A 23,839-nucleotide genomic window follows, 5' to 3' on the forward strand; every position below is an offset into this window, starting at 1 on the left:
TATAGCGTTAGATCACCGCGGAACGATGAGCGCCTCGCCCTTGCCGCCCGAGTAGAGATCGCCCGCATAGCGCTGCGCCTTGGTGACGCCAGCGCCGAGGAAGGTCGCGATCTCATGGCTACGGCGCGCGAGCACGCGGAGCATGACGAGGTCGTGCTCGCCGGCTTCGGAGAAACCCGAGGAGAGCCCGTCCGCGCTGCGCAGCAGCAGCGTGCCGCGCTTCATGCCCCGACCGGCGTTCGGGCCGAGCCTGCCCGCCACCACCAACGTACCGGCGATGAGGTCCGTCGCCGCACCCTCGCCCGCGTCACCTTCGATCATCACGACGCCGCCGCGCAGGCGCTCGGCCGCGCGCGATCCGGCGGAGCCGCCGACCACGATCACGCCGCCGCTCATCCCGCGACGCGACGCGTCGCCAGCCGCAGCAAGGCGCTCGCCGACATCCCCTCCGATCGCGATCTTGCCGCCGGTGATTTCGCTGCCGGCATAAGCGCCGGCCGATCCCTTCACCGAGATCATGCCGCCGGTCATGCCGCGGCCGAGCCCGGCGCCGACATCGCCCTTCACGACAATCTCGCCATCAGCCAGGCCCGCGCCGACAGAATCGAGCAGGGCCGAGCCGCCCTCGATCGTGACGCGGCCATCGTCGGCGCCTGCGACCTCGAACAGTTCGCCGAGCGCGATCCTGCAACCGCCATAACCGATCGGAAGCCTTGCGACGTCGGCGACGCCCGGCAGAACGCCGGCGAAGTCGACGCGGGCGTCGAACGCCCCGCGGGGAGTGAGGGTAAGGCCGCTCACGCCATGATCTCCCGCAGCTTGAAGTGGAACGGCCCCAGGTTGCCGCCGTAATTGCCGGCGTCGATCGCGACGACGCCCTTCTCGCGGCCGAGCGCGACCACGGCTTCGATGCCCGCCTTGGTGCAGGCTGCGACCGCATCGAAGCTCACGCCGTCGATAACGATCTCCTGCACGGAGGCGACCTCGGGCGGAAGCTTCGTCTCGGTCTGCGCGCGCAGCGTCGGGCAGTAGAAGTTGTTGGTCGAGGCGAACATGCCCTTGTACTTTGAACCGACCTTCGAGCCCGAGCGGACTACGCCGCCGGGGAACGGCAGAATGCAGCCTTCGACCTTCTGCATCGCCTCGACCGCGGCCTCGGCCGCCGTGAGAGCCTCGAGACGCGAGGTCGCGAGGATCAGGAAGTTGCCGCCGCCGACGCCCGACACCGAACCGGTGTCGTGGTCGCAGACGAACTCGCCTTCCATCACCGGAAGACGCCAGATCCGCTTGCCGCCGACCATCTTGGAGATCTGCCAGCCGTCGGCGAAATATTTCAGCGCCTTGCCGATCGAGATCGCGTCGCCGCCTTCCATGCCGGCGTAGCAGGCCGAGGTCGGCGAGGTCAGCACGCACTGGCCGATGCGGTTCGGCACCACGGCCTTCAACCCGTTGAGGTCCATCGCGAAGATCAGCACCGCAACGCCCGGCCGGCCGTCCGGCGTCTCGCTTTCCGGCACGACGCGTTCGACTCCGGCCTCGCAGCCGCAGCCGATGACGGACGTCGCAAACCCCGTCATGGTCTTGGCGGCGATCATCGCCCACTTGGCGGTGTCGGCGGTGATGATCAGCCGCGTCCCGATCATCGGGAACGCCTCCGCGAAACTGTCGCGGATTTCGACGCCGTTGAGGATCATGCCGACCTCGCGGTTGCGTGCACCACCGCGCCCTGCCCGTCGCGGATCTCGTGGTCCGCGATCTTGAACGTCTTGGCCTTGTAGCCTACCGCCTCATCGAACCAGCGGTCGAGGCGGGCCTCCATGCTCTTGTCGTAGTCCGGCTTCACCTGGTGGGTGCGGCCGTAGACGAGGTCGACGATGGCCCCGTCCTTCACGATGACGCGCCCGTCCTTCAGCACGTAGCGCGCCGTCGTGAACATGGCTTCGCGGTCGGCGTTGTCCTCATAGACCACGACATCGCCCACGGCCCCGGCGCCGAGATGGCCGCGATCGGTGAAACCGAGAATCTTGGCCGGCGCCGCGCGGGTGACGATCGCGATCTCCTCGAGCGTGTATTCGCGCTTCAGCTCGCCCAGGATCGAGTGCTTGCGCACCGACTTCGGCAGCTTCGCGAACTGCTCGTCCCGGAAGTCCTTGTCCATCAACAGCCGGATGAGGTGCGGATAGGTCGTGAAGGGCGCGCCGTTCGGGTGGTCGGTCGTGAGATAGATTCGCCAGGGATCCTCGACCAGGAGGAACAGCTCCAACCCGATCGCCCACTGCAGCGCGTTGACGAAGGACTTGTCCTTGTAGGCGAAAGGCACGATCCCGCAGGCCGCGTCCATCTCCATGTCCATGCCGATCCAGCGCTTCGGCGACGCGATCCCGCGGTTGCGGTGCTGGGACATGAGATCGGCGGAGGCTGTCACGGTCTGGCCGAACATGACCTGGCCGACGTCGATCGAGATGTTGGGATTCTTGTTCACGGCCTCGGCGATCTTCGCCGCGCCGGAGGAGAACTTCCGGTCGCCCTCCGTCCCGTAGCTGTGGAACTGCACATGCGTCATGTGCAGGGGCATGCCCTCGGCCGCCTTCACCGTATCGAGCGTCGTCTGCTCGTTGCCGGGAACGCCGAGATTGCAGCCATGCAGATGGATCGGGTGCGCGAGGCCGAGCTCCGTCACTGCCTTGATCAGCGTCTGCAGGATGGTGCGCGGCGTGATCTCGTAATGCGGGTTCTTCTCGTCGAGCTGCATGAAGCGCGCGTTGAACTTGAACGCGTTGATGCCGCCCGGATTGACGATCTTGATCGCCATCGTCTTCGTCGCGGCAAGCATCCAGGCGACATAGTCGTTGACCGCCTGCTGGCCGGCGCCGCTCGCGATCAGGTCGAGCAGGAAGTCGTCATTGCCGAGGACGAGATAGCCGCCGGTGTCGAGGAAGGGGATGTCCTTCATCTCGGCGTGCATGTGACGGGCGTTCGAGGCGATCACCGCCGGCTCGAAGACCGCGGTGTAGCCCATCTCGGCGTAGCGGCAGCCCGTGGCGTGGGCGGTCATGGTCGAAAGACCGCCGCCGCAGCCGCAGAACTCGCCCGCCGGCTCGCGGATGGCGCGCTGCTCCTCGCTCATCAGCAGGCGCGAGATGTTCGACTTGCCGCCGGCGATATGGCTGTGGATGTCGATGGCGCCGGCCATGACGACGCCGCCTTTTGCGTCGATCGTCTCGATCGGACCGTCGACGGCGTCCGCCGCGGCGATCCGGCCGTCCTTGATCACGACGTCGCGGACGACGCCGACCTCGCCATGACAGGGATCGAGGACCTTGCCGCCGGTGATGCGCACCGCGCTCATGACAGGCGCTCCAGAATGCTCTTGGCGATTTCCGCCACGCTCGGCAGCCCTGCGTCGCGATATTTTGCGAGCGGGAGGCCGACAACGGAATCGGCGCGGAAGACGAGGCCGCCATGGTCAAGGCCGGGCTGGCCGACGGGGATGAATACGGCGGGTTCGCTTGCGAACCTTGTCGCCGGGTGGGCCACCGCGATCAGCTTGGCGTCGGACGCGGGCGGCTGCTCCGGCCGGAAGGACGAGGTCCACACCGCGACGTCGGCGTGCTTCAGCGCGTTCTCAGTCGCATAGGCCTGCTGGTCGTGATCCGAGACGCCGTCGCGGAAGCCGATGCGCAGCGGGAAGCCTATGTTCCAGAGCGAGGCGTGATAGGCGCCGGTGAGGTTGTCCTTGCCCGAAAGCGGCAGGCAGGCGGCGCGGCCCTCCACGTTCAGCGTATCGATGACGGACGCCGCCCGCTCGACCACGAGGTCGCCGTCCGCTTCGAGCGACGAGGCGCTCCAGATCAGCACCGAATATTTTGCCGCTTTCAGGGTCTCTGCGAGCGGCGCGAGGTCGAGATCGCCGACCGGCGGCTTGCCGCCTGCGAGCAGCGTGTGGAGACGCGCCAGCGCGTTCACGAGCTCGGCCGCGGGAACCGCTATCAGTTCCACACTCGAGCCTTCCAGCTGCGCCTTGGCCTCCTCCGTCGGCTCGCCGCCGAGGAACACGATCTTGCGCGGACCTTCGAAGAAACGGCCGGTCTTCGGCGTCACCTTCGCGTAAAGCTGGTGGAATGCCTTCGAAGGATCTGGTCCGATCACCAGTACGACGTCGGCGCGGTTGCGGGTCTCCGCGATCGTGGTCGCGATCCAGCCCTTGCGCTGTGAGGTCGAGAGATTCCGGAACATACCGGGCGACGCATAATGGTCGACGCTGCCGCCGGTCTTGGAGGCGAGCTTGATGACCGCCCTCACCCCGTCCACATCGGCGCCAAGGCCGCCATAGACCGCGGAGCGCGCGCTCGACAGGAGGTCAGCCGCCGCCCTCAGAGCCTCTTCGAGAGACACGTCCTTGCCCCCGACGCGCGGCGACGGAGCGGGTTCGTCGGAGCGCGCGAACAGCGCGGCGGCGCGGCCGCAGACGCCTTCGCCAGCCTTCACTGAGGCGCCTTGGACGGTCAGAGAGACGTCGTCGCAGCCGAGGCCGCAGAACGGGCAGACGACGTCGGCATGCGTAGAGCCGCCGCTCAGGGGCTCAGTCATATTTCACGTAGGCAAAGCGCTGGTCGCCCTGCGGCGTGCCTTCGAGGCCGGTCGCCTCGTCGGCGCCCGGCTGCCATTGGACGACGTCCTCGATCTTCTTCGCGAGCGAGAAGTCGCGGTCGGTGATCCCCTTGGCGTCGTGCGACATCAGCCGCACCTCGACCCAAGCGTAGGACGCCGTGATGTCGGGGTGGTGCCAGGCGGCTTCGGCGAGATGGCCGACGGTGTTGATCACCATCAGCGTGCTCTTCCAGCTCTGGGTCTTGTAGGTGCGCCGGATCCAGCCGTCTTCGAGCCGCCACTTCGGCAGTTCGGCTTTCAGGCGGCGCTCGACCTCGTCCGGCGGTATGACGGCTGTGGCTTTTGCCATGTGCGGACGGTCCTGCGATCACGAATTCGCGCGAGGCTTACACAGGGGGTTGGAGCTGCGCAACGCAGCGCGGCGTTTCGTCCGGGGCAGACTTAAGGCCAATGGTTGGGTTGGCGCAGGACCCTCGACCGCCCTAAAAAGGGGCGAACGTCCATGACAGAGCAGCTCCGCAACCGCCCCGAGGGCGCCCGTCTCCGCGCGCCCCGCGCGCTTCGCATCGTCGCGCCTGGACGTCTGCATATCGGCTTCCTCGATCTCAATGGCGGTCTCGGCCGGCGCTTCGGCAGCCTCGGCGTTTCCCTTGAGCGTCCGACGACGCGGCTCTTTATGGAGACTGCGGAGCGGCCGTCCGCGAGCGGCCCCGACAGCGATCGCGCGCTGACCGCGCTTGCCCGCGTCGCCGACGCGTTCGGCGTCGACGATCGAATTCGGATCGTCGTGGAGGAGGCTTTGCCGGCCCACTCGGGCCTCGGCTCCGGCACCCAGATGGCGCTCGCCGTCGGCGTCGGCGCTAGCCGACTGGACGGGCGCGACCTTGCGCCGGCGGAGGTCGCTGCGGCTCTCAGCCGCGGGGCGCGATCGAGCATCGGCCTCGCCGCTTTCGAGGGCGGCGGCGTGTTGCTCGATGGCGGCAAGCCCGTGGGCGTCAAGGACGCTCCGCCCCCGCCGCTGCTTTCCCGCATCCGCGTCCCCGACGCCTGGCGCATCCTGCTGATCTTCGATCGTGGCCGCGCCGGCCTCAGCGGTCCTCGTGAGACTGAGGCGATGGACGCCCTCCCCGAATTCCCGGAGACGCTGGCCGATCGTCTCTGCCGCCTCGTGGTGATGGGCGCGTTACCGGCCGCCGCGACCGGCGATGCGCACGCCTTCGGTCTTGCGGTGGGCGAGATCCAGCGCCGCGTGGGCGACCATTTCGCGAGCTTCCAGGGCGGTCGCTTTACGAGCGCCGACGTCGCCGAGGCCCTGTCGATCATCCAGGCGGCCGGGGTGCCGGGCGTCGGCCAGTCGAGCTGGGGTCCCACCGGGTTCGCGGTGTTCGGCTCGGCGGCGCAGGCTGAGGCTATGGCTCAGGACCTAAGGTCGCGTTTCGCCGACCGTCCGAATCTGCTGTTCGATGTGGTTCGCGGCGCAAATGACGGCGCCGTGATCGAAGAGGCGTCCCATAGCGGCGCGAACGGCCTTTAAGTCCCCCGCCGGAGAGAAAACGATGTCCGACGCCCATCCGATTCTCCACATGATCACGCCGCTCAAGCACACGAGCCCGTTCGACGTGAACATGGCGGTCGACGCGGGTTTCACGACCATCGCGCCCAATGTCGGCGTTGAGCTGAAGGACGTCATCGGCCTCACGCAGGACGCGATGTTCAGCCGCTCGCCGGATGCGGCGAAGCGCACGGTGCTGTTCATCGGCGGCAAGGACGCGAGCCTTGCGCTCGACCAGATGAAGGCTGCGGCGTCCGCGCTGTTCCCGCCCTTCGAGATCTCGATCTTCGCCGACCCGTCCGGCGCCTTCACCACCGCCGCCGCGATGATCGCGCTCGTGGAGAAGCACCTGCAGGGCAAGCGCCCGAACGGTATCGAGGGCGCCAGGGTGCAGATCTATGGCGCGACCGGCATCATCGGCGGCGTCGCCGCGGTGATCGCCGCGAACGCTGGCGCGCATGTCACGCTCGTCAGCCATCTCGCGATCGAGGACGTCGAGCTGAAGGCTGTCGACTTTAAGAAACGCTTCGGCGTGAAGCTCGACTGCGCGGTCGCGCGGAACGACGAGGAGAAGAAGGCGCTGGTCGCTGACGCCGAGGTTATCCTGACGACCGCCTCTGCGGGCATTGAAGTGATCTCGGCCGCCGTGCTCGAAGCCGCGACTAAGCTGCTGGTGGCGGCCGACATCAACGCGGTGCCGCCGAACGGCGTCGCCGGCGTCGACTCGAACGCAGACGGCGTCGCGCTCCCCCATGGCGTGGGCGTCGGCGCCCTGACGATCGGGCAGGTGAAGTACCAGGTGCAGCACCAGATGCTGAAGCGCATCATCGCGTCCGACACGGCGCTTCAGATCGGCTTCCTGGAGGCCTATGAGCTCGCCCGCGACCTCGTGTCCTGAGGCTTACGACCTCGCGGTCGTCGCGCTTTCGGCGCGGGCGCTGGCGGTCTCGGCGCGACGCGGCGGGCTAAAGGCTCTCGCCGTCGATCTGTTCGCCGATTCCGATACGCGCGAGCACGCGGAAAAGGCGGTGCGTGCGCCGTCGTCAGGCATGGGCTTCTCCCGGCGGGGCCTGCTGACGGCGCTCACCCGACACGCCCCAGCGGGTTTGCCGGTCGTGCTTGGATCGGGCCTGGAACACGACCCGGAGCTCATTGCCGCCATCAACCAGCGCAATCCGATCCTCGGTGCCAGCGCGGCCATCGTCTCGCGACTGAAAGACCCATTCGCATTCGCATCCCTGCTCGCGGACATCGGTGCGTCGCACCCCGAAGTCGCGCGGCCATTGGACAGCCCTACCGGAGACTGGCTCTCGAAGCGGATCGGCGGCTCCGGGGGCGCGCATATTCGTCGCGGCCGCCGGTCCCGTGGAAATCGCCGCTATCTTCAGCGCCGGACGGCGGGCGAGCCGCTGTCGGCTCTCTTCCTCGCCGATGGAAAGCAGTCGCGGATCATCGGCTTTTCGGCCCAGTGGACTGATCCGGCCCCAAGCGCGCCTTTCCGCTACGGGGGCGCAGTCGGGCCGATCGAAGTCCCGGCGGCGCTGTCCAAAACCGTCTCCGCCGCGCTTGACGGAATCATCGAGCGGACGGGCCTGACCGGCCTCGCCAGCGCCGACATGCTGCGGGCGCCAGACGGCGGCGTCGTGCTGCTCGAGATCAACCCGCGTCCCGGAGCGACCCTCGACGTGTTCGACCGCTCGCCCGCTCCGTCACTGCTCGGCCTGCATCTCGACGCTTGCGCCGGCCGTCTGCCCGAGACCGTCGCGCTGCCCTCTACGGCGCAGGCCGCCGCCGTGATTTACGCGGCGCGACCGGTCGCCGCCGCCCTCCTCCAAAGGCCGCTCTGGACGGCGGACTGGCCGGCATGCGAGGAGACCATTCCTGCCGGCGCGCCAGTCTGCACGATCCTGGCCGCCGGCGCAGACCCGACCGCTGCGCGAGCGCTTCTCGAAGAGCGACGCGCCGCCTTCCTCGAACAGCTCCGCGCCGCAGCGACCGGGCCGAGCCAGACCACGATGGTGCACGCATGACCAAGAAACCCAGCGTCGGGGCCCTGTCCGCGCCGCTCGTCGAATCCCTCATCCGCGACGCCGATACCCTCCGCCTCGGGATCGAGCGCACCGCGACCGGCGCGACGATCGTCGACGCCGGCATCTCCGTCCGCGGCGGCCTCGAAGCCGGCCGGCGCATCACCGAGATCTGCCTCGGCGGTCTCGGCAAGGCGACCTTCTCTCCCGACGTGCGCTTCCCGCGCTGGAGCACCGCCATCCAGATCACGACCGCCGACCCGGTGATCGCGTGTCTCGGCAGCCAGTACGCGGGCTGGAGCCTGTCCGAAGGCGACTTCTTCGCGCTCGGCTCCGGTCCTGCCCGCGCGCTGTGGGCGCAGGAGAAACTGTTCGGCGAGCTGGAGTACAAGGACACTGTCGATAGCGCCGCTCTCATCATGGAGACCGATAAGCGGCCGCCGGACACGCTGATCGCGCACATCGCCAAGGAGTGCGGCGTCTCGGAGGACAAGCTCACGCTGATCCTGACGCCGACCACGAGCCTGGCCGGTTCGGTACAGGTCGTCGGCCGTGTGCTCGAAGTCGCGCTGCACAAGGCGCATTCGATCCACTTCCCGCTCGACCGCATCGTCGACGGCGCCGGCTTTGCGCCTGTGCCGCCGCCGGCCGCAGACTTCCTCGGCGGCATGGGCCGCACCAACGACGCGGTCCTCTACGGCGGCGAGATCTCGCTCTATGTCGAGGGTCCCGAGGACGAGGCCGAGCAGCTCGCGAACGGCCTGCCCTCCTCCACCTCGCGCGATCATGGCCGGCCGTTCGGCGAGGTCTTCGCCGGCTACAACTACGATTTCTATGCCTGCGACGCCGGCCTGTTCTCGCCCGCGGTCGTGACGGTGACGGCGCTGTCCACGGGCAAGAGCTTCACGGCCGGCGCCTACGAGCCGAAGTTGATCGAGAAGTCGTTCTCGGGCGCCTGAGGACCCAAGGCGTTCCACGGAACGGATATTGCGCGCTTTGAGACGCTTCGCTACGCGAGGCTCGTCAGTATGAGGACGTTTGAGTTAGCTCATCCCTTCTCATGCTGAGGAGCGCCGAAGGCGTGTCTCGAAGCACGCAGCAGTTGGACGAGCGAAGGCTGCAAGCCGGATGATCCGCGAAGACTCCGTCGTCATCTTCACCGAGAACGCTGACTGGCACAGCCGAGGCCTCGCCGCGGCGCTAACGCGGGAAGGTCTTGCGCCCGAAATCCTGTCGATCGCCGATTGCGGCTTTGATCTCGGAACCGGGCGCCCGGCCTTGCGTCTTCCTGGTCTCGACCGCCTCCCCGGCGCGATCTTCGTGCGGCTGGTGCCGGCGGGAACGACCGAGCAGATCACCGCGCGCCTCAGCCTGCTCCACGCCGCGCGCGCGCTCGGCGTCCAAGTCGTCAACGACGCCCGCGCGATCGAAATCTGCGTCGACAAGTCGATGACCACCTTCGCGCTCGCCGCCGCGGGCCTGCCGACGCCGGGAACGGTGGTGACGGAGAACCGCTCCGAGGCCGAGGCCGCGCTCGGCGTCATGGGCGATGTCGTGCTGAAGCCCCTGTTCGGCGCGCAGGGCAAGGGCATCCGACGCCTGAAGGCTGGCGACGCGATGCCGTCGCCGGAGGAGGTCGCCGGCGTCTACTACCTGCAGAAGTTCGTCCCGAGCCGCGGCTCCCTTCGAAACGGCGGCGCGCATGACTGGCGCGTCTTCGTGCTCGGCGGCAGGCCGATCGGCGCCATGATTCGTCGGGCGGACGGCTGGCTCACCAACATCTTCCAGGGCGCCCAGGGCGAACCCGCGAGCGTGGACGGCGAAGCCGCGGCGCTCGCTGTGAAGGCCGCCGCCGCCGTCGGCGCGACCTATGCCGGCGTCGACCTGATCGAGGCGGAGGACGGCTCCTTCCTCGTGCTCGAGGTCAATTCCATGCCGGCGTGGAAGGGCCTGACCCAGGCCACGGGCATCGATGTCGCGGCGGCCCTCGCCCGGGATCTCGCCATCCGCCTTGCTCGGCCCGATGCGGCCTGAGCTCGCCACCGTCGCCGGGCTGTTCAGGGCGGCTTGCCGGGCCGAGCTTCAGGCGTTGAAACCCGGCAACGTGCACGCTTTCCGGGCCGGCCACGGCATGACCACCGCGACCTTCGAGCGGGCGGCGGAGGTCGCCGCGGTGCGCCTCGTCGCCGGAGCGACGGTGGGCGAGCGGATCGAGGGATCGGTTCGGGCGTCCCTGGGGGCCGTGGGCTTGAACGCCAATCTCGGTATTATCCTGCTTTGTGCGCCGCTGGTCCACGCGATCTTCGAGGCCTCGCCGGGCGAAGAGCTGCGCTCCGTGCTGGCGCGCGTGCTGAAACGCCTGACGGTCCGCGACGCGGAGGCCGCCTATCGGGCGATCGCCGCGGCCAATCCGGGCGGGCTGGGCAAGACGAAGGAGCATGACGTCGCCGAGGCGCCAACGATCACCCTCCGGGCCGCGATGGCCGCGGCCGCCGACCGCGATCGGATCGCGCTGCAATACGTCACGGACTTCGAAGACGTCTTCGGCGCGGCGCGCGTCTACGAGACGCGCGGGCCCGGACGCGCTGGTGTCGAGGACGTCTATCTCGGCCTGCTCAGCCTGTTTCCGGACAGCCATATCGCGCGCAAGTTCGGCGCAGGCGTCGCAGAGACAGTGCGGCTGGAAGCCGCCGCCTTCTCCGCGAGCCTCGACTTCCGGGAGGATCGCGAACGCGCGCTTGACGCGTTCGACCTGCACCTGAAGGCGAAGGGCATAAATCCAGGCACGACGGCGGATCTGACGGTCGCCGCGGTCTTTACGGCTGGCCTTCGAGGATTGTCCTGAGAGCAGCGCCTCCGAGCCTGCCGTCATGCAAAGCGCTTGCGACGAGAGCGCCCGCGACGCCGATGTCGGCGAGCCGCTGCAGATCCTCGATCCCGCGCACGCCGCCCGCCGCGTAGACCTTCCGGCCTCCGGCGAGCTTCAGCGCGTCGTTCAGCCGCTCGAAGTCCGGGCCGCCGCTGGCGCCGACGCTTGCGAGCGTCATCACGATGACGCCGTCCGGCCAGAGCTCGGCGCTCTCGTAGATCGGGTGTGGCCCCATGCGGCCGGAGGCGTCGTAGTCGAGCGAGAGCACGCAGTTCGAGGCGCCCAGCGCCTGCGCCAGAGCGTTCATTTCAGTGAACGCCTCGGAACCGACCACCGGGACGCCCGGCCCTCCGGCGGAGCGGCGCGCGAGCTTTTTCGCATCAGTTTCTCCACCGTCTATCCACAGGTCGAGCACAGGATGCGCACCGGCGATCCGGGCCACGACTGCATCATGCGAGCCGCAGCGCGCGATCGAATCGAGGTCGGCGATATAGAGCCGCCGGAACGGCGCCAGCTCCATGAGCGCCTTGGCGATGACGAGCGGATCGGAGCCGGTTGCGAGGGGCGTCACGATCGGCCGGTAAGCGGCCCGGTCGCCGCGTCTCGCATGCACAACCGCACCGTTCTTCAGGTCGATCACTGGAATGACGTCCACTCGGACACTCCGGGAATGCGCGGCGCGGGCGATTGGTTTAAGCCGGTCGCTTGACCGTGGCGAGCGCTTCGCCGGCGCGTCGGGCTGCGAACGGAGGGTGGGACTTGCGGGTCTTCATGTGCGAATTCGTGACCGGCGGCGGCATGGGCGGGGAGGAGGTCCCCCCTTCGCTTGCACGTGAGGGCGCTATGATGCGCGACGCCTTGGCGCGCGATCTCAGCGACCTCCCCGGCGTCTCGCTCATCACGACGCACGACGCGCGGTTCAGTCCGCCGAAAGGCGTCGCCAGCGTCTCGGTGACGCCCGGCCGGGACCCGTGGCGGCTCTGGGCCTATTGCGCGGAGAAATGCCAGGTCGCGTGGGTCGTCGCGCCCGAGACCGATGGGCTGCTCCGGCGGCTGACGGAGATTTGCCTGGAATCCGACGCGATGGTGGTTGGTCCGGATATCCGATCGATCATGACGACTTCGAGCAAGAAGCTCACCTCCGATGCGCTCATCGCCGCGGGCGTTCCGGCGCTGCCGACATGGACGGGGGATGACCTTCCCGCCGGCGTCTCCGGACGCTTCGTCGTGAAACCGGACGACGGCGCGGGCTGCATCGAAACGCGGCTCGTCGAGGGCCCGCTCGGCCCCGGGACGCTGAAGCCTGGGGATGTCGTGCAACCCTTCGCGGAGGGGGATGCAGCGAGCCTCACCGTACTTTGCAGTCGTAGCCAGACCACGCTGCTCGCGGCGAACCGCCAGCATGTGACGATCGTCGACGGCGCTTTCCGCTTCGGCGGCCTGACGGTCGGCGCGCTGCCCGATCGCGACGGCGCGCTCACGACGCTGGCCGACCGGGTCGCGAAGGCCATTCCCGGCCTCGAGGGAATTTTCGGGATCGACCTCGTCATCACCCGGCAGGGTCCCGTGGTGGTGGAGGTTAATCCGCGGGTGACGACGAGTTATGCGGGGCTTCGGGAGGCGATCGGGCTGAACCCCGCGACGCTCGTGGCGCCCTTCGCGGCTCGCCCCGACCGCCGACTCCGCAACGTCTCGACGGGCGGGCGGGTCGAGATCACGCTTTGAGCAATCGTCCGATCGTCGGCCTCGATGTCGGCGGCGCCCATCTCAAGCTTGCTCTTTTGTCGGCGGAGGGGCGGCTCGAAGCCGTTTGGATCGCGCCCTGCGCGCTCTGGAAAGGGCTGGACCGGCTCGGCGGCGCCTTGGACGAGCTGCTGCCGGGAGTACCCGAGGACGCTCGTTTCGCCGCGACCATGACCGGCGAACTCGTCGATCTTTGGCCCGACCGCGCCGCAGGCGTCGCCGCCATCGCGGAGGCGCTCGCGCAGCGGCTTGGGCCGGTCTCGTTCTACGGCGGCGAGAAGGGCTTCTCGGAGAGCGCCGAGGACTGGCGCTCCCTCGCCTCGGCCAACTGGCGCGCGACCGCGGAGGCGCTCGCCGCGACGGAAGGCGCCGGATTGCTCGTCGACATCGGCTCGACCACTGCGGACTTGGTCCCCTTCGCAAAGGGCCGGCTATCCGCCCGCGGCTCGGACGACGCCGGGCGGATGGCGACGGACGAGCTCGTCTATCTCGGGATCGCGCGGACGCCGGTCATGGCGCTCGCAGCCCGCATGCCGTTCAACGGCGCCTGGGTGTCGCCGATGGCCGAGCATTTCGCAACGACTGCGGACGTCTTCCGGCTGACCGGCGACCTGCCCGAGGGCGCGGATCTTCACGAGGCCGCGGACGGCGGCGAGAAGACGGTGGAGGCGAGCGCTCGTCGGCTGTTGCGGATGGTCGGCGCGGATTTCGACGCGGAAACCGCCCTGGCGGCGCGGGCCCTTGCGCGCTTCCTGTCGGAGGTCGCTCTCAGGCGGTTTTGCGACGCGGCGGCGGTGATCCTGGCGCGGTCCGGAAGCGCAGCCGCCCCCGTCATCTACGGCGCCGGCGTCGGGAGATTCCTAGCGCGTCGGCTGGCGGAGCGCCTCGGGCTCATGTATCGCGACGTGGGAACGCTGTGGGCGGACGACCTCGCCGACGCCGTTTCCTCCTGCGCGCCGGCCGTCGCGGTCGCGCGGCTGTTCCGCTCCCGAACTCTCTGACGCGTCTCCGCGAGTTGTGCCTGAAATGAGCGACCGGATCTTTCTGCGCGGCGTGCAGGTCCATGGCCGCCACGGCGTCTTCGAGGAGGAGCGGCGGCTCGGCCAACGCTTCATCTTCGACGTCGACTACTGGCTGGACGCCTCCGTCCCCGCCCGCACCGACGATGTCGCGTCTTCCGTCTCCTATGCGGATATCCATGCCGCGATCGTCGAGATCGGCGCCGGCGAGCCGGTGGCGTTGCTTGAGACCCTGGCCGAAAACCTCGCACAAACAATCCTCGGCCGCTTCCCCGCGATCGAGCAGGTCCGGATCGAGGTTCACAAACCTTCAGCGCCGATCGTGGGGATCTTCTCGGACGTCGGCGTCGAAATCATCCGCAGGCGGCCGTGATGCGCGAGATCGGACTCGGCTTCGGCAGCAATGTCGGCGACAAGACCGCGAATCTCGCCCGCGCGATGGAGATCGTGTTCTCCCGCGGCCCGGTGGAGTTCCTCGCGGCCTCGTCGGTCTGGCGAACGGCCCCCTGGGGCTATGTCGACCAGGACTGGTTCGCGAACGCCTGCGCGGTCGGCCGCACCGCGATGACCGCCGACGAGGCGATCGCCTTCACGCAGAGCGTTGAGGAGGAAATCGGCCGCGAGAAGACGTTTCGCTGGGGTCCGCGCCTGATCGACGTCGACATCCTCTATCTCGGCGATGAGAAGGTTTCCTCCGAGCGGCTGATCGTGCCGCACAAGGAAATGTTCAACCGCGCTTTCGTGCTCGCGCCGCTCGCCGAGATCCGGCCCGACCTCGTGCTCGACGGACGCTCGATCCGGGACACGGCGGACGCCGTGGGCTCCGCCGGCCTTTCCCGCATGGCGCCTCCCTGGCGGCCTGAATTGTCATGAAGGTTTAAACCTTTCCTAAAGCGGCGACCTGCAAGTTGCGTGCGCGCGAGAATCTCGCGCGCCGATGCGCAAAGGATCCGCCATGGCGTTGCCGGTCTTCTCGAATGATCAGATCGCCGACCAACTCGTCCGCGGCTATTGGGAAGATCAAGGCGGCATCCCGGTTTTCTGGAGCAGCCAGACGCTGACGGTTTCGCTGACGGCCTTAACGGGCGCCGGTCAGACGCTCGCGCGCGCCGCGCTTCAAGTCTGGAGCGACGCGACCGGATTTGCGTTCGTCGAGACGACCCAGGCGGGAGCCTCGATCACCTTCGACGACAACCAACCGGGCGCCTATGGCGGCTCTGCCTATATGAGCGACGGGGAGATCGTCTCGGCCGAGGTCAACGTCTCAACAAATTGGCTGGCGGCCTACGGGACCTCGCTGAACTCCTATTCCTTCCAGACCTACATCCACGAGATCGGCCATGCGCTCGGCCTCGGGCACGCCGGGAATTACAACGGCGACGCGCAGTATCCCGAGGACGCGCTGTTCATGAACGACAGCTGGCAGGCGACCGTGATGTCGTATTTCAGCCAGGACGACAACACGTCCGTCGATGCCTCGTTCGCCTTCGTCGTCACGCCGCAGGCGGATATCGTCGCGATGCAGGCGATCTACGACTGGAGCTCGTCGGCCCGTTCCGGCGCGACTGTCTACGGCTTCAATTCGACCGCCGGAAACGTGCTGTTCGACGCCACACAGTTTTCGGACGTGGCCTACACGATCGTCGACAGCGGCGGGAACGACACCCTCGACTACTCCGGCTTCGCGGCGGACCAGGTCATCGATCTCCGCCAGGAGGCATTCTCGGACATTGGCGGCCTCGTCGGGAACGTCGCGATCGGCCGCGGGACGGTCATCGAGAACGCGATCGGCGGCTCGGGCGACGACCGTCTGGTGGGCAACTCCGCTGTCAACGTTCTCAAGGGCGGCGCGGGCGACGACGTCTATGTCGTCCAGACCTCGGGCGATTCCGCCGTCGAGGCGAACGGCGCGGGAAACGACCGGGTCGAGTCGTCCGTGAGCTACTCGCTCGCTAAGCAGTACATCGAGGCTCTAACGCTGACCGGCACGGCAGCGATCAACGCGACCGGCAATTCGCTCGCCAACACCATCATCGGCAATTCCGCGCGCAACGTGATCGACGGCGGCAGCGGCCGCGACACAATGGTCGGCGGAGGGGGCGACGACGATTATGTCGTGCAGAACGCCCACGATCGGGTCATCGAACTCAATGGCCAAGGCGACGACCGCGTACTGAGCAAGGTCAGCTTTTCGCTGGCGAACCAGTATATCGAACGGCTCCAGCTCATCGGCTCCGCCGATATCGCGGGCACGGGCAACAGCCTGAAGAACACGATCGTCGGGAATGCCGGCGACAACCTCATCGACGGCGGCAAGCGCGCGGACCACCTCGCCGGCGGGGCCGGCCATGACACCTTCGCCTTCACTACGGCGCTCGGTGCGAAGAACGTCGACATCATCACCGACTTCAACGCGGTTGACGACACGATCCGCCTTGAAAACGCGGTGTTCGCCGGGCTCTCGACGGGCGCTCTCGGTAAGAGCGCGTTTTACGCCGGAACGGCGGCCCACGATTCATCGGATCGTATCATCTACAACGCGACCTCAGGCGGGTTGTTCTTCGACCGCGATGGGACTGGCGCGACTTACACCGCCGTGCAGTTCGCCACGCTCGAAAACCACGCGACGACCACGGCAGCCGACTTCATCGTGGTCTGAACGGCGTCTCATGAAGGAGACGGTGGGCCCCGCCCGCTCAAACCTTCGGCAGGAACTCCGCGCCGTGTTCGGCGAGGAACTCGATCATGGCCGCTGCGGGGGGCGTGAGGCGCTTCTGCGCGCGCCGGACCACATGCCAGCGGCGCACGACCGGCAACCCCACCACGTCGAGCTGCGCGAGCCGGTGATCGGCGATTTCGGCCGCGACCGTGTGGGCGGAGATGAACGCCAGCCCCAGGCCGGCGATCACGGCCTGCTTGATGGTCTCGTTGGAGCCGATCTCCATGCCGGCCTTCGGCGTCACGCCCGCTTCGCCAAACAGGCGTTCCATCAGGATGCGGGTGCCCGATCCGGTCTCGCGCATCAGGAAGGTCTGGCCGCTGAGCGCGGAAGCCGGGAGGCTCTTCTTGCCGACAAGCTCGTGGCCGGGAGGCGCGATGACGAAATGCGGATGGTCACCGATGATCGACCAGACGTTCTCGAAGTCCTCCGGCGGGCGGCCCATGATGGCGACGTCGACCCGGTCGTTCTTGAGGTTGTCGACCACCTCCGCCCTATTACCGACCATCAGGCTGAGCTCGACCTTCGGGTGGGCGCGGGCGAAGGCGCCGAGCGCCATCGGCGCGAAATATTTGGCGGTCGAGACAATCGCGACCGAGACCCGGCCACCGTCGAGGCCCTTCATCGCTTCGAGCGCCGCAACACAATCGCGCAGGGCCGCCTCGACCCGAGCGGCCGCCTCGATCACCTCGCGCCCCGCGTCGGTCGGACGGAAGCGGTCGCCGGTTCGGTCGAGCAGCGGCAGGGCGACCGCGGCCTCGAGCAGCTGCACCTGCATGGTGACTGCGGGGGGCGTGACGTTCAGCCGCCGGGCGGCCGCGCTGACGGCGCCGGTGTCCGCGACCGCCGCCAGGGCCCGGAGTTGCTTGAGGGTGAGCGAGCGCGCGAGGTCTTCAGCCATACTGAAGTCGGGCTTTAGAAGATTTGGCTTTTCTGAGCAACGGCGTTACGACGAACTGCTGCCTCCGCAGCCTCATTTCGTCTACACTTTGCGTGATCCGGAGACGCCCCGTGGCTGATCACACGACCCTCGACGCCTTTCTCGACAGCTGGTCGGGCGGCGATCCGACGCGCTCAGCGACGGCCCAGGCGATCCTCGGAATCTGCGAAGCAGGACGCGCGATTGCGGCGATCGTCGGCCGTGGCTCGCTCGAGGGACAGATGGCGGCAGCGGTCGGCGCGAATGCCGGCGGAGACACCCAGAAGGCCCTTGACGTCCGCACCCACGACATCACGGTCGACATCCTCCGCAACGCGCCGGTAAGCCGGATCGGCTCGGAAGAGGCCGACGAGGAGGTCGTGCTCGACGAAAGCGCGCCGGTCGCGGTTGCGATCGATCCACTCGACGGCTCGTCGAACATCGAGACCAACGTCTCGATCGGCACGCTGTTCGGCGTCCTTCCGGAGAAGGGGTCCGAGACCTTCCTGCAGCCCGGCACGGCCCAGATCGCGGCGGGCTTCATCGTCTACGGCCCGGCGACAGTGCTCGTGCTGACGGTCGGGACCGGGACCAACGCCTTCACGATGGACGATAGCGGCGCCTTCCTGCTGAGCCATCCCGACATGTCGATCCCTAAGGCCACCAAGGAATACGCCATCAACGCCTCCAACGCGCGCCACTGGGGCGAGCCGATGAAGGCGTATGTCGCGGATTGCCAGGCCGGCGCCGAGGGACCGCGCGAGAAGAACTTCAACATGCGGTGGGTCGGCTCGCTCGTCGCCGACGTGTTCCGCATCCTGGTCCGCGGCGGCGTGTACCTTTATCCCGGCGACCAGCGGGACGGCTACGGCCAAGGGCGGCTGCGCCTGGTCTACGAGTGCAATCCCATCGCGATGATCTGCGAGCAGGCCGGCGGGGCCGCGACCGACGGCACGACCCGCATCCTCGAGCTGGAGCCCACAAAGCTCCACGTCCGTGCGCCGCTGATTGCGGGTTCGGCGGAGGAGATCGAGCGGATCGCGGATTATTACGCCGACCCGCGCCAGGCCTCGCCGCTCTTCGCCAAGCGCGGTCTGTTCCTCGCCTGACGAACCGCGATGTCGGTCCGCCATCCCATCATCTCCGTCACCGGGTCTTCGGGCTCGGGCACGACGTCCGTGCGCGCGACGTTCGAGCAGATCTTTCGCCGCGAGCACATTACGGCGGCCTTCGTCGAGGGTGACGCCTTCCATCGCTATGACCGTGACGGCATGCGCGCCAAGGCGGCGGAGGAGGAGGCCAAGGGCAACCACCACTTCAGCCATTTTGGCCACGACGCCAACATGCTCGAGGAGCTGGAGGCGACGTTCGCCTCCTATGCCGAGAACGGGACGGGCAAATCCCGGCGCTATGCGCACGACCTCGACGAGGCCGCGCGGCTGGGCCGGCCAATGGGCGCCTTCACCGACTGGGAGCCCCTGCCCCAACCCTCCGACCTGATGTTTTACGAGGGCCTCCACGGCGCGACCGTCGGCGACGGCGTCGACATCGCCCGCCACGCGGATCTCGCGATCGGCGTCGTGCCGGTCATCAACCTCGAATGGATCCAGAAGATTCACCGCGACAAGACCGACCGCGGCTACTCCACCGAGGACGTCACCGAGACCATCCTGCGGCGGATGCCTGATTACGTCCGCTACATCTGCCCGCAGTTCACGCGTACGGACATCAACTTCCAGCGCATCCCGACGGTCGACACCTCGAATCCGTTCATCGCCCGAGCGATCCCGAACGCGGATGAGTCCATGGTCGTGATCCGCTTCCGCGATCCGCGGGGCATCGACTTCCCTTATCTCCTGTCGATGATCCCGATGAGCTTCATGTCTCGGGCGAACTCGATCGTGATCCCGGGCGGCAAGCTCGACCTCGCGATGCAGCTGATCATGACCCCGATGATCTTGAACCTGATGGAGAGGAAGCGCCGCGCGGGGTAGCCCGCGCCGAGGTCGTCTTCTCCCCGCCCTACTTTCGTACTATGCGTGCCCCTCGTTCAACGGCAGAGCCGTCGCCCATGTCCCTCGTGAAGATCGCCCCCTCCATCCTGTCCGCGGACTTTTCGCGCCTCGGCGAGGAGACGCGCGACGTCGTCGACGCCGGGGCGGACTGGGTGCATCTCGACGTCATGGACGGGCATTTCGTGCCGAACATCACCTTCGGCCCGGACGTCGTGAAGAAGCTGCGCCGCTGGACCGACGCGTTCTTCGACTGCCACCTCATGATCTCGCCGGCCGATCCTTATCTGGAGGCATTTGCAAGGGCCGGATGCGACCGGCTGTCGGTGCACGCGGAGGCCGGCCCGCATCTCGATCGCTCCTTGCAGTTCATCCGCTCGCTCGGCAAGCAGGCCGGCGTGGCGCTCAATCCGTCGACCCCCGCGAGCGCCGTCGAATACGTCCTTGACCGGATCGATCTCGTGATCGTCATGACCGTCAACCCCGGCTTCGGCGGCCAGAAGTTCATTCCGAGCCAGATCGACAAGATCCGTCAGCTCCGCGCGATGATCGGTGACCGGCCGATCTCGATCGAGATCGACGGCGGCGTCACGCCCGAGACCGCGCCGCTCTGCGCGGCGGCGGGGGCTGACGTGTTCGTCGCCGGCAACGCGGTCTTCAAGGACGGACCGGAGCACTACAAGCGACATATCGGGGCGATCCGCGCCGCAGCCGATCAGGCGTTCCGAGCGCAGGCGGCCTGATGGCGCTCAAGGCGCTGATCTTCGACGTCGACGGCACGCTCGCCGAGACGGAGGAGACCCACCGCCTTGCACTGAACGAGACCTTCGCCGCCTTCGGCCTACCCTGGGTGTGGGACCAGGCGACCTATCGCCGGCTGCTTAACGTCATGGGCGGCAAGGAGCGCATCCGGCATTACGTCGCGTTCGACCATCCCCCGATGGGGGATGCGGCGCTCGCCGCCCTCCCCGCTCTGCACGCCGCCAAGAACGCTCGCTACGCCGCGCTGATCGCGGCGGGTGGGATCACCTTGAGACCGGGCGTGGAGCGGCTGATCCGCGAGTCGCGGTCCGCCGGACTGAAGCTCGGGATCGCCACCACCACCAGCGTCTCGAACGTCGAAGCCCTGCTGGCCGCCACGCTCGGTTCCGAAGGTCGGGGGCTGTTCGACTGCGTGGCCGCCGGCGATCAGGTCGGCCAGAAAAAGCCGGCGCCGGACATCTTCAACCTCGCCCTCCGCGAACTCGGCGTCGAGCCAGACGAAGCCATCGCCTTTGAGGATACGGTCTATGGCCTGAAGGCCGCGACCGCCGCTGGTCTCAGAAGCGTCGTGACGCCGAGCTTCTACACGGACGATCAGGATTTTTCCGGCGCCGCGGCCGTATTCGACACGCTGGGAGAGCCCGACCTACCAGCCCGCCACATTTCCGGCGCAGGCGCGGACGACAGCATGGTCACGGTCGCCATGCTGCGGTCGCTCGCCGCTTAAACCTCGCTGGGCGAAGGGCGCGGCGTCCGATGACGTGGAAGACCTTGAACTCCGTCTGCCTGTCTCCGATCGGCGACTGTGCGGGGGAGCGGGGCGTGTCAGTCTGCGTCGGTCGCGCATCGGGGAATCACCGTCTTGAGGATTTTGCAAGCGCTTCGGCTGTCCGTCGCGGCCGCCACGGCGTTCGGCCTGAGCGCCTGCGCCGACAAGTGGCAGCGCCCGGATCTGAAGATCGCCAAGCCCGCCGGCTGGATCGACCAGCGCACCGACTGTCCTCTCTGGCCCGCCGCGAATTGGTGGAGCAGCTTCGGCTCCAGAGAGCTTTCGACGCTGGTCGTGGAGGCCGAGCGTGCAAACCAGGACATCGGCGCCGCAAAGGGGCGCATCGAGCAGGCCGATGCGCAGGTGCGCATCAACGGGGCGTCGCTGATCCCGGTGATCACCGGCGATGGCGACACCTCCATCCAGCGATCGGCTGGCGGACAGCGCGTCGCCGGCTTCCAGACGACGCTCAACGCCAGCTACGAACTCGACTTCTGGGGCCGCAACCGCGCGACGCTGCGTTCCGCCCAGGCCTCCGCCGTTTCCTCGCGGTTCGCGGAGGAGGTCGTGGCGCTCGGCGTCGTGAGCGACGTCGCCAACGTCTACTTCGCTCTGCTCGCGGCGCAGGAGCGGCTGGCGATCGCGCGCGATAACGTCAAGAGCTCGCAGACGGTCCTAGACGCTATCCAGGGCCGGCTCGACGTCGGCACCGCGAACGGACTGGACGTCGCCCAGCAGAAGACGATCGTCGACCAGCAGCGCGCCACCATCCCGCCCATCGAGCAGGAAATCCGCACCAATCAGACCGCGCTCGCGCTGCTGCTCGGGCGACCGCCGGTCGCGCTCCAGGTAAAGGGCGGCCGCCTCGCGCAGTTGAAGACGCCGCGCGTTCAACCCGGCTTGCCGTCGGACCTTCTCGCCCGTCGTCCGGACGTGCGCCAGGCGGAGGCAGATCTCGCCGCCACCGACGCTAACGTGACCGCCGCGCGCGCGGCCTTCCTGCCGTCGATCAACCTCACGGGCCAGGGCGGCTTCGAGAGCACGGGGCTGAGGACGCTGTTCTCTAGTCAGACCGCGCTCTACTCGCTGACGGCCGGCCTGACGCAGCCCATTCTCGACGCCACGCTTCCCGGCAATCTCGACCTTGCGAAAGGTCAGTACCGAGAAAATCTCTACGCCTACCGCAAGGCGGCCATCCAATCCTTCGTGGATACGGAGAATGCGATCATCACGGTCCGCAAATCCGCCGAGCAGGAGCGGCTCCAGCAGGCGGCGACCGACAGCGCCCGGCGCGCGTATGACATCGCGCGCGGCCAGCTCAGAGAGGGCGCAATCGACATCGTGACCATGCTCGCCGTGCAGCAGACCCTGTTCTCCGCGCAGGACGCCCTCGTTTCGACGCGCCTTGCGCGATACCAGGCCTATGTCTCGATGTTCGAAGCGCTTGGCGGCGGCTGGTCGGCGTCCGGACAACCGGCGGGCGGGGCGCCGCTGCCGGAGGCGGCCATAAAATGAAACGCGTCATCGTTCTTCTTCTGATCGTCGCGGCGGGCGTCGCGGCGTGGCGTTTCTGGCCGCCGCCATTCGGCTTGTTCGGCGCATCGAACGCCCCCGCAACCGCAGATGGCGGCGCCCCGCGGCGCGGCGGCCGGCGCGGCGGCGGCATGGCCAACCAGGCCGTGCCCGTCGTCGCCGGAGATGTGACGCGGGATGACGTGCCGGTGTTCCTAGAAGGCGTCGGCACGTTCCAGGCGCCGAACACCGTGACGGTGCGGGCGCAGGTCGAGGGCACGCTCGTCGAGGTGGCGTTCCGCGAGGGTCAGGACGTGAAGGCCGGCGACGTCCTCGCGCGGATCGATCCGGCGACCTATCAGGCGCAATATGATCAGTCCGTCGCGCAGAAGGCGCAGTTCGAAGCGCAGCTCGCCAACGCCAACCGCGATTACGACCGCTATCAGCGGCTTGCGAAGAACGATTACGGCTCGCAGCAACAGGCGGAGACCGCGAAATCGACTGTTGCGCAACTCGAGGCGCAGGTCCGCTATTACGGCGCGCTGATTGACCAAGCGAAAGCGACGCTCGATCGCACGGTGGTGCGCGCGCCGATCTCTGGCCGCACAGGCGTGCGCGGCGTCGACCAGGGCAATTACGTAACCGCCGGCGAGACGACCGGCATCGTCACCATCACCCAGCTCCAGCCGATCTCGGCCACCTTCACCCTCCCTCAGCAGAACATCCAGGCCGTGACGCGGGCGATGGCGCGCGGTCCGGTCTCGGTCGAGGCTCTGCCGGCTGACGGCGGCGACCCGCTCGACAAGGGCGCGCTCGAGGTGATCGACAACCAGGTCGATCAGGCGACCGGCACGGTGAAGCTGAAGGCGAGCTTCCCGAACGCCGAGCTCGCGCTTTGGCCTGGCCAGTTCACCAATATTCGCGTCGCCGTCGACGTCCTGAAGCAGGTCGTGGTGACGCCCGGCCCCGCAATTCAGCAGGGGCCGGACGGGCCGTTCGTCTATGTCGTGAAGGCCGACCAGACGGTGGAGCAGCGCACTGTGGAGGTGACGCGCCAGGGCGCCGAGCGCGCGGTCATCGCCTCGGGCGTCCAGCCTGGCGACAAGGTGGTGATCACCGGCTTCACGCGTCTGCGCAACGGGTCGAAGGTCGCGGTCGGCGCGCCGGGCGCGACGACCGAGCCCGAGGACGACGCTCCCTCCGCGCAGGCGACGCCGCGCTCAGAACGGCGCGCGCAGGGCGCGGGACAGTGACCGATAAGATCCACCGCGTCTGGGTCCCGGCCTTGAGCCGGGACCCAGACGCGCGAGGGCCGCAACAGAAAA

At 67.9% G+C, this 23,839-nt stretch carries 24 protein-coding genes; 17 read left to right on the forward strand and 7 right to left on the reverse strand.

Annotated elements, in window-relative coordinates; translation table 11 throughout:
- Nucleotides 1-12 precede the first annotated feature (12 nt).
- Genes EYR15_RS06720 through EYR15_RS06740 form a run of 5 tightly spaced genes read right to left on the reverse strand, consistent with a single transcriptional unit; the run spans nt 13 to nt 4,960 of the window.
- Nucleotides 13-801 carry a formylmethanofuran dehydrogenase subunit C gene (locus tag EYR15_RS06720; protein ID WP_131002303.1) on the reverse strand — a complete coding sequence of 263 codons (789 nt, stop codon included), beginning with the start codon at nt 799-801 and terminating at the stop codon, nt 13-15.
- Nucleotides 798-1,694 carry a formylmethanofuran--tetrahydromethanopterin N-formyltransferase gene (fhcD, locus tag EYR15_RS06725; protein WP_131002304.1) on the reverse strand — a complete coding sequence of 299 codons (897 nt, stop codon included), beginning with the start codon at nt 1,692-1,694 and terminating at the stop codon, nt 798-800. The genes EYR15_RS06720 and fhcD overlap by 4 nt, the downstream gene beginning before the upstream one ends.
- Nucleotides 1,691-3,349, reverse strand: a complete 1,659-nt coding sequence (locus tag EYR15_RS06730) for a formylmethanofuran dehydrogenase subunit A (RefSeq protein WP_131002306.1) — start codon at nt 3,347-3,349, stop codon at nt 1,691-1,693. The genes fhcD and EYR15_RS06730 overlap by 4 nt, the downstream gene beginning before the upstream one ends.
- The gene (locus EYR15_RS06735; RefSeq protein WP_131002308.1) at nt 3,346-4,590 is read right to left on the reverse strand and encodes a hypothetical protein; all 1,245 of its coding nucleotides are present in this window, start codon (nt 4,588-4,590) and stop codon (nt 3,346-3,348) included. The genes EYR15_RS06730 and EYR15_RS06735 overlap by 4 nt, the downstream gene beginning before the upstream one ends.
- Nucleotides 4,583-4,960: a 4a-hydroxytetrahydrobiopterin dehydratase gene (locus EYR15_RS06740; RefSeq protein ID WP_131002310.1), complete on the reverse strand. Its 378-nt coding sequence runs from the start codon at nt 4,958-4,960 to the stop codon at nt 4,583-4,585. Before EYR15_RS06740 ends, EYR15_RS06735 begins: the two co-directional genes overlap by 8 nt.
- 153 nt (nt 4,961-5,113) lie before the next feature.
- Here EYR15_RS06740 and EYR15_RS06745 point away from each other — a divergent pair, with 153 nt between their 5' ends.
- The 6 genes from EYR15_RS06745 to EYR15_RS06770 all read left to right on the forward strand — a co-directional run bounded on the left by EYR15_RS06745 (nt 5,114) and on the right by EYR15_RS06770 (nt 11,035).
- The gene (locus EYR15_RS06745; protein WP_131002311.1) at nt 5,114-6,145 is read left to right on the forward strand and encodes a beta-ribofuranosylaminobenzene 5'-phosphate synthase family protein; all 1,032 of its coding nucleotides are present in this window, start codon (nt 5,114-5,116) and stop codon (nt 6,143-6,145) included.
- A 22-nt stretch (nt 6,146-6,167) separates the two neighbouring features.
- Nucleotides 6,168-7,061 carry an NAD(P)-dependent methylenetetrahydromethanopterin dehydrogenase gene (locus EYR15_RS06750; RefSeq protein ID WP_131002313.1) on the forward strand — a complete coding sequence of 298 codons (894 nt, stop codon included), beginning with the start codon at nt 6,168-6,170 and terminating at the stop codon, nt 7,059-7,061.
- Nucleotides 7,033-8,193 carry an ATP-grasp domain-containing protein gene (locus EYR15_RS06755; protein WP_131002315.1) on the forward strand — a complete coding sequence of 387 codons (1,161 nt, stop codon included), beginning with the start codon at nt 7,033-7,035 and terminating at the stop codon, nt 8,191-8,193. Before EYR15_RS06750 ends, EYR15_RS06755 begins: the two co-directional genes overlap by 29 nt.
- Nucleotides 8,190-9,149, forward strand: a complete 960-nt coding sequence (mch, locus tag EYR15_RS06760; protein ID WP_131002316.1) for a methenyltetrahydromethanopterin cyclohydrolase — start codon at nt 8,190-8,192, stop codon at nt 9,147-9,149. The genes EYR15_RS06755 and mch overlap by 4 nt, the downstream gene beginning before the upstream one ends.
- Before the next feature lie 169 nt (nt 9,150-9,318).
- A complete protein-coding gene (locus tag EYR15_RS06765; RefSeq protein ID WP_131002318.1) occupies nt 9,319-10,224 on the forward strand; it encodes an ATP-grasp domain-containing protein in 906 nt (301 codons plus the stop codon).
- Nucleotides 10,214-11,035 carry a triphosphoribosyl-dephospho-CoA synthase gene (locus tag EYR15_RS06770; protein ID WP_131002319.1) on the forward strand — a complete coding sequence of 274 codons (822 nt, stop codon included), beginning with the start codon at nt 10,214-10,216 and terminating at the stop codon, nt 11,033-11,035. The genes EYR15_RS06765 and EYR15_RS06770 overlap by 11 nt, the downstream gene beginning before the upstream one ends.
- Here the strand turns inward: EYR15_RS06770 and EYR15_RS06775 are convergent.
- Nucleotides 11,007-11,714, reverse strand: a complete 708-nt coding sequence (locus tag EYR15_RS06775; RefSeq protein ID WP_205741589.1) for a HisA/HisF-related TIM barrel protein — start codon at nt 11,712-11,714, stop codon at nt 11,007-11,009. The genes EYR15_RS06770 and EYR15_RS06775 overlap by 29 nt on opposite strands.
- A gap of 104 nt (nt 11,715-11,818) precedes the next feature.
- Between EYR15_RS06775 and EYR15_RS06780 the strand changes: the two genes are divergently transcribed.
- The 5 genes from EYR15_RS06780 (at nt 11,819) to EYR15_RS06800 (ending at nt 16,480) form a co-directional block, all read left to right on the forward strand.
- On the forward strand, nt 11,819-12,784 hold the full coding sequence (locus EYR15_RS06780) for an ATP-grasp domain-containing protein (protein ID WP_245498185.1): 966 nt from the start codon (nt 11,819-11,821) through the stop codon (nt 12,782-12,784).
- Nucleotides 12,781-13,803 carry a hydantoinase/oxoprolinase family protein gene (locus tag EYR15_RS06785; RefSeq protein WP_131002321.1) on the forward strand — a complete coding sequence of 341 codons (1,023 nt, stop codon included), beginning with the start codon at nt 12,781-12,783 and terminating at the stop codon, nt 13,801-13,803. Before EYR15_RS06780 ends, EYR15_RS06785 begins: the two co-directional genes overlap by 4 nt.
- Nucleotides 13,804-13,828: 25 nt before the next feature.
- A complete protein-coding gene (folB, locus tag EYR15_RS06790; protein WP_131002323.1) occupies nt 13,829-14,194 on the forward strand; it encodes a dihydroneopterin aldolase in 366 nt (121 codons plus the stop codon).
- Nucleotides 14,194-14,694, forward strand: coding sequence for a 2-amino-4-hydroxy-6-hydroxymethyldihydropteridine diphosphokinase (gene folK / locus EYR15_RS06795; RefSeq protein WP_131002325.1), 501 nt, complete (start codon nt 14,194-14,196; stop codon nt 14,692-14,694). The genes folB and folK overlap by 1 nt, the downstream gene beginning before the upstream one ends.
- Before the next feature lie 82 nt (nt 14,695-14,776).
- A complete protein-coding gene (locus EYR15_RS06800; RefSeq protein ID WP_165455446.1) occupies nt 14,777-16,480 on the forward strand; it encodes a M10 family metallopeptidase in 1,704 nt (567 codons plus the stop codon).
- Nucleotides 16,481-16,517: 37 nt separating this feature from the next.
- Here EYR15_RS06800 and EYR15_RS06805 read toward each other — a convergent pair whose 3' ends face one another.
- On the reverse strand, nt 16,518-17,441 hold the full coding sequence (locus tag EYR15_RS06805) for a LysR family transcriptional regulator (protein WP_131002329.1): 924 nt from the start codon (nt 17,439-17,441) through the stop codon (nt 16,518-16,520).
- Nucleotides 17,442-17,551: 110 nt separating this feature from the next.
- On the opposite strand from EYR15_RS06805, the gene EYR15_RS06810 reads away from it, so the two are divergent.
- The 6 genes from EYR15_RS06810 to EYR15_RS06835 all read left to right on the forward strand — a co-directional run bounded on the left by EYR15_RS06810 (nt 17,552) and on the right by EYR15_RS06835 (nt 23,767).
- Nucleotides 17,552-18,568, forward strand: coding sequence for a class 1 fructose-bisphosphatase (locus EYR15_RS06810; RefSeq protein ID WP_131002331.1), 1,017 nt, complete (start codon nt 17,552-17,554; stop codon nt 18,566-18,568).
- 9 nt (nt 18,569-18,577) lie between these two features.
- On the forward strand, nt 18,578-19,453 hold the full coding sequence (locus EYR15_RS06815; protein ID WP_131002333.1) for a phosphoribulokinase: 876 nt from the start codon (nt 18,578-18,580) through the stop codon (nt 19,451-19,453).
- A 77-nt stretch (nt 19,454-19,530) separates the two neighbouring features.
- Entirely contained in the window at nt 19,531-20,214 is a 684-nt protein-coding gene (gene rpe / locus EYR15_RS06820; RefSeq protein ID WP_131002335.1) for a ribulose-phosphate 3-epimerase, read from the forward strand.
- Nucleotides 20,214-20,960 carry an HAD-IA family hydrolase gene (locus EYR15_RS06825; protein WP_131002336.1) on the forward strand — a complete coding sequence of 249 codons (747 nt, stop codon included), beginning with the start codon at nt 20,214-20,216 and terminating at the stop codon, nt 20,958-20,960. Before rpe ends, EYR15_RS06825 begins: the two co-directional genes overlap by 1 nt.
- A 135-nt stretch (nt 20,961-21,095) precedes the next feature.
- Nucleotides 21,096-22,517: an efflux transporter outer membrane subunit gene (locus EYR15_RS06830; protein ID WP_131002338.1), complete on the forward strand. Its 1,422-nt coding sequence runs from the start codon at nt 21,096-21,098 to the stop codon at nt 22,515-22,517.
- Complete coding sequence (locus EYR15_RS06835; protein WP_131002340.1) at nt 22,514-23,767, forward strand: efflux RND transporter periplasmic adaptor subunit; 1,254 nt, start codon at nt 22,514-22,516, stop codon at nt 23,765-23,767. The genes EYR15_RS06830 and EYR15_RS06835 overlap by 4 nt, the downstream gene beginning before the upstream one ends.
- Nucleotides 23,768-23,839: the final 72 nt, after the last annotated feature.

The organism is Hansschlegelia quercus (assembly GCF_004310425.1).
Lineage (GTDB): Bacteria > Pseudomonadota > Alphaproteobacteria > Rhizobiales > Methylopilaceae > Methylopila > Methylopila quercus.

Excerpts from the sequence above, each read along its gene's own strand:
- EYR15_RS06745 (WP_131002311.1), top strand. The coding sequence starts at position 5,114 with ATGACAGAGCAGCTCCGCAACCGCCCCGAGGGCGCCCGTCTCCGCGCG.
- EYR15_RS06770 (WP_131002319.1), top strand. The coding sequence starts at position 10,214 with ATGCGGCCTGAGCTCGCCACCGTCGCCGGGCTGTTCAGGGCGGCTTGC.
- fhcD (WP_131002304.1), bottom strand. The coding sequence starts at position 1,694 with ATGATCCTCAACGGCGTCGAAATCCGCGACAGTTTCGCGGAGGCGTTC.
- EYR15_RS06825 (WP_131002336.1), top strand. The coding sequence starts at position 20,214 with ATGGCGCTCAAGGCGCTGATCTTCGACGTCGACGGCACGCTCGCCGAG.
- EYR15_RS06805 (WP_131002329.1), bottom strand. The coding sequence starts at position 17,441 with ATGGCTGAAGACCTCGCGCGCTCGCTCACCCTCAAGCAACTCCGGGCC.
- EYR15_RS06735 (WP_131002308.1), bottom strand. The coding sequence starts at position 4,590 with ATGACTGAGCCCCTGAGCGGCGGCTCTACGCATGCCGACGTCGTCTGC.
- EYR15_RS06800 (WP_165455446.1), top strand. The coding sequence starts at position 14,777 with ATGGCGTTGCCGGTCTTCTCGAATGATCAGATCGCCGACCAACTCGTC.
- EYR15_RS06755 (WP_131002315.1), top strand. The coding sequence starts at position 7,033 with ATGAGCTCGCCCGCGACCTCGTGTCCTGAGGCTTACGACCTCGCGGTC.
- EYR15_RS06815 (WP_131002333.1), top strand. The coding sequence starts at position 18,578 with ATGTCGGTCCGCCATCCCATCATCTCCGTCACCGGGTCTTCGGGCTCG.
- EYR15_RS06740 (WP_131002310.1), bottom strand. The coding sequence starts at position 4,960 with ATGGCAAAAGCCACAGCCGTCATACCGCCGGACGAGGTCGAGCGCCGC.
- EYR15_RS06730 (WP_131002306.1), bottom strand. The coding sequence starts at position 3,349 with ATGAGCGCGGTGCGCATCACCGGCGGCAAGGTCCTCGATCCCTGTCAT.
- mch (WP_131002316.1), top strand. The coding sequence starts at position 8,190 with ATGACCAAGAAACCCAGCGTCGGGGCCCTGTCCGCGCCGCTCGTCGAA.
- EYR15_RS06835 (WP_131002340.1), top strand. The coding sequence starts at position 22,514 with ATGAAACGCGTCATCGTTCTTCTTCTGATCGTCGCGGCGGGCGTCGCG.
- EYR15_RS06750 (WP_131002313.1), top strand. The coding sequence starts at position 6,168 with ATGTCCGACGCCCATCCGATTCTCCACATGATCACGCCGCTCAAGCAC.
- EYR15_RS06765 (WP_131002318.1), top strand. The coding sequence starts at position 9,319 with ATGATCCGCGAAGACTCCGTCGTCATCTTCACCGAGAACGCTGACTGG.
- folK (WP_131002325.1), top strand. The coding sequence starts at position 14,194 with ATGCGCGAGATCGGACTCGGCTTCGGCAGCAATGTCGGCGACAAGACC.
- rpe (WP_131002335.1), top strand. The coding sequence starts at position 19,531 with ATGTCCCTCGTGAAGATCGCCCCCTCCATCCTGTCCGCGGACTTTTCG.
- folB (WP_131002323.1), top strand. The coding sequence starts at position 13,829 with ATGAGCGACCGGATCTTTCTGCGCGGCGTGCAGGTCCATGGCCGCCAC.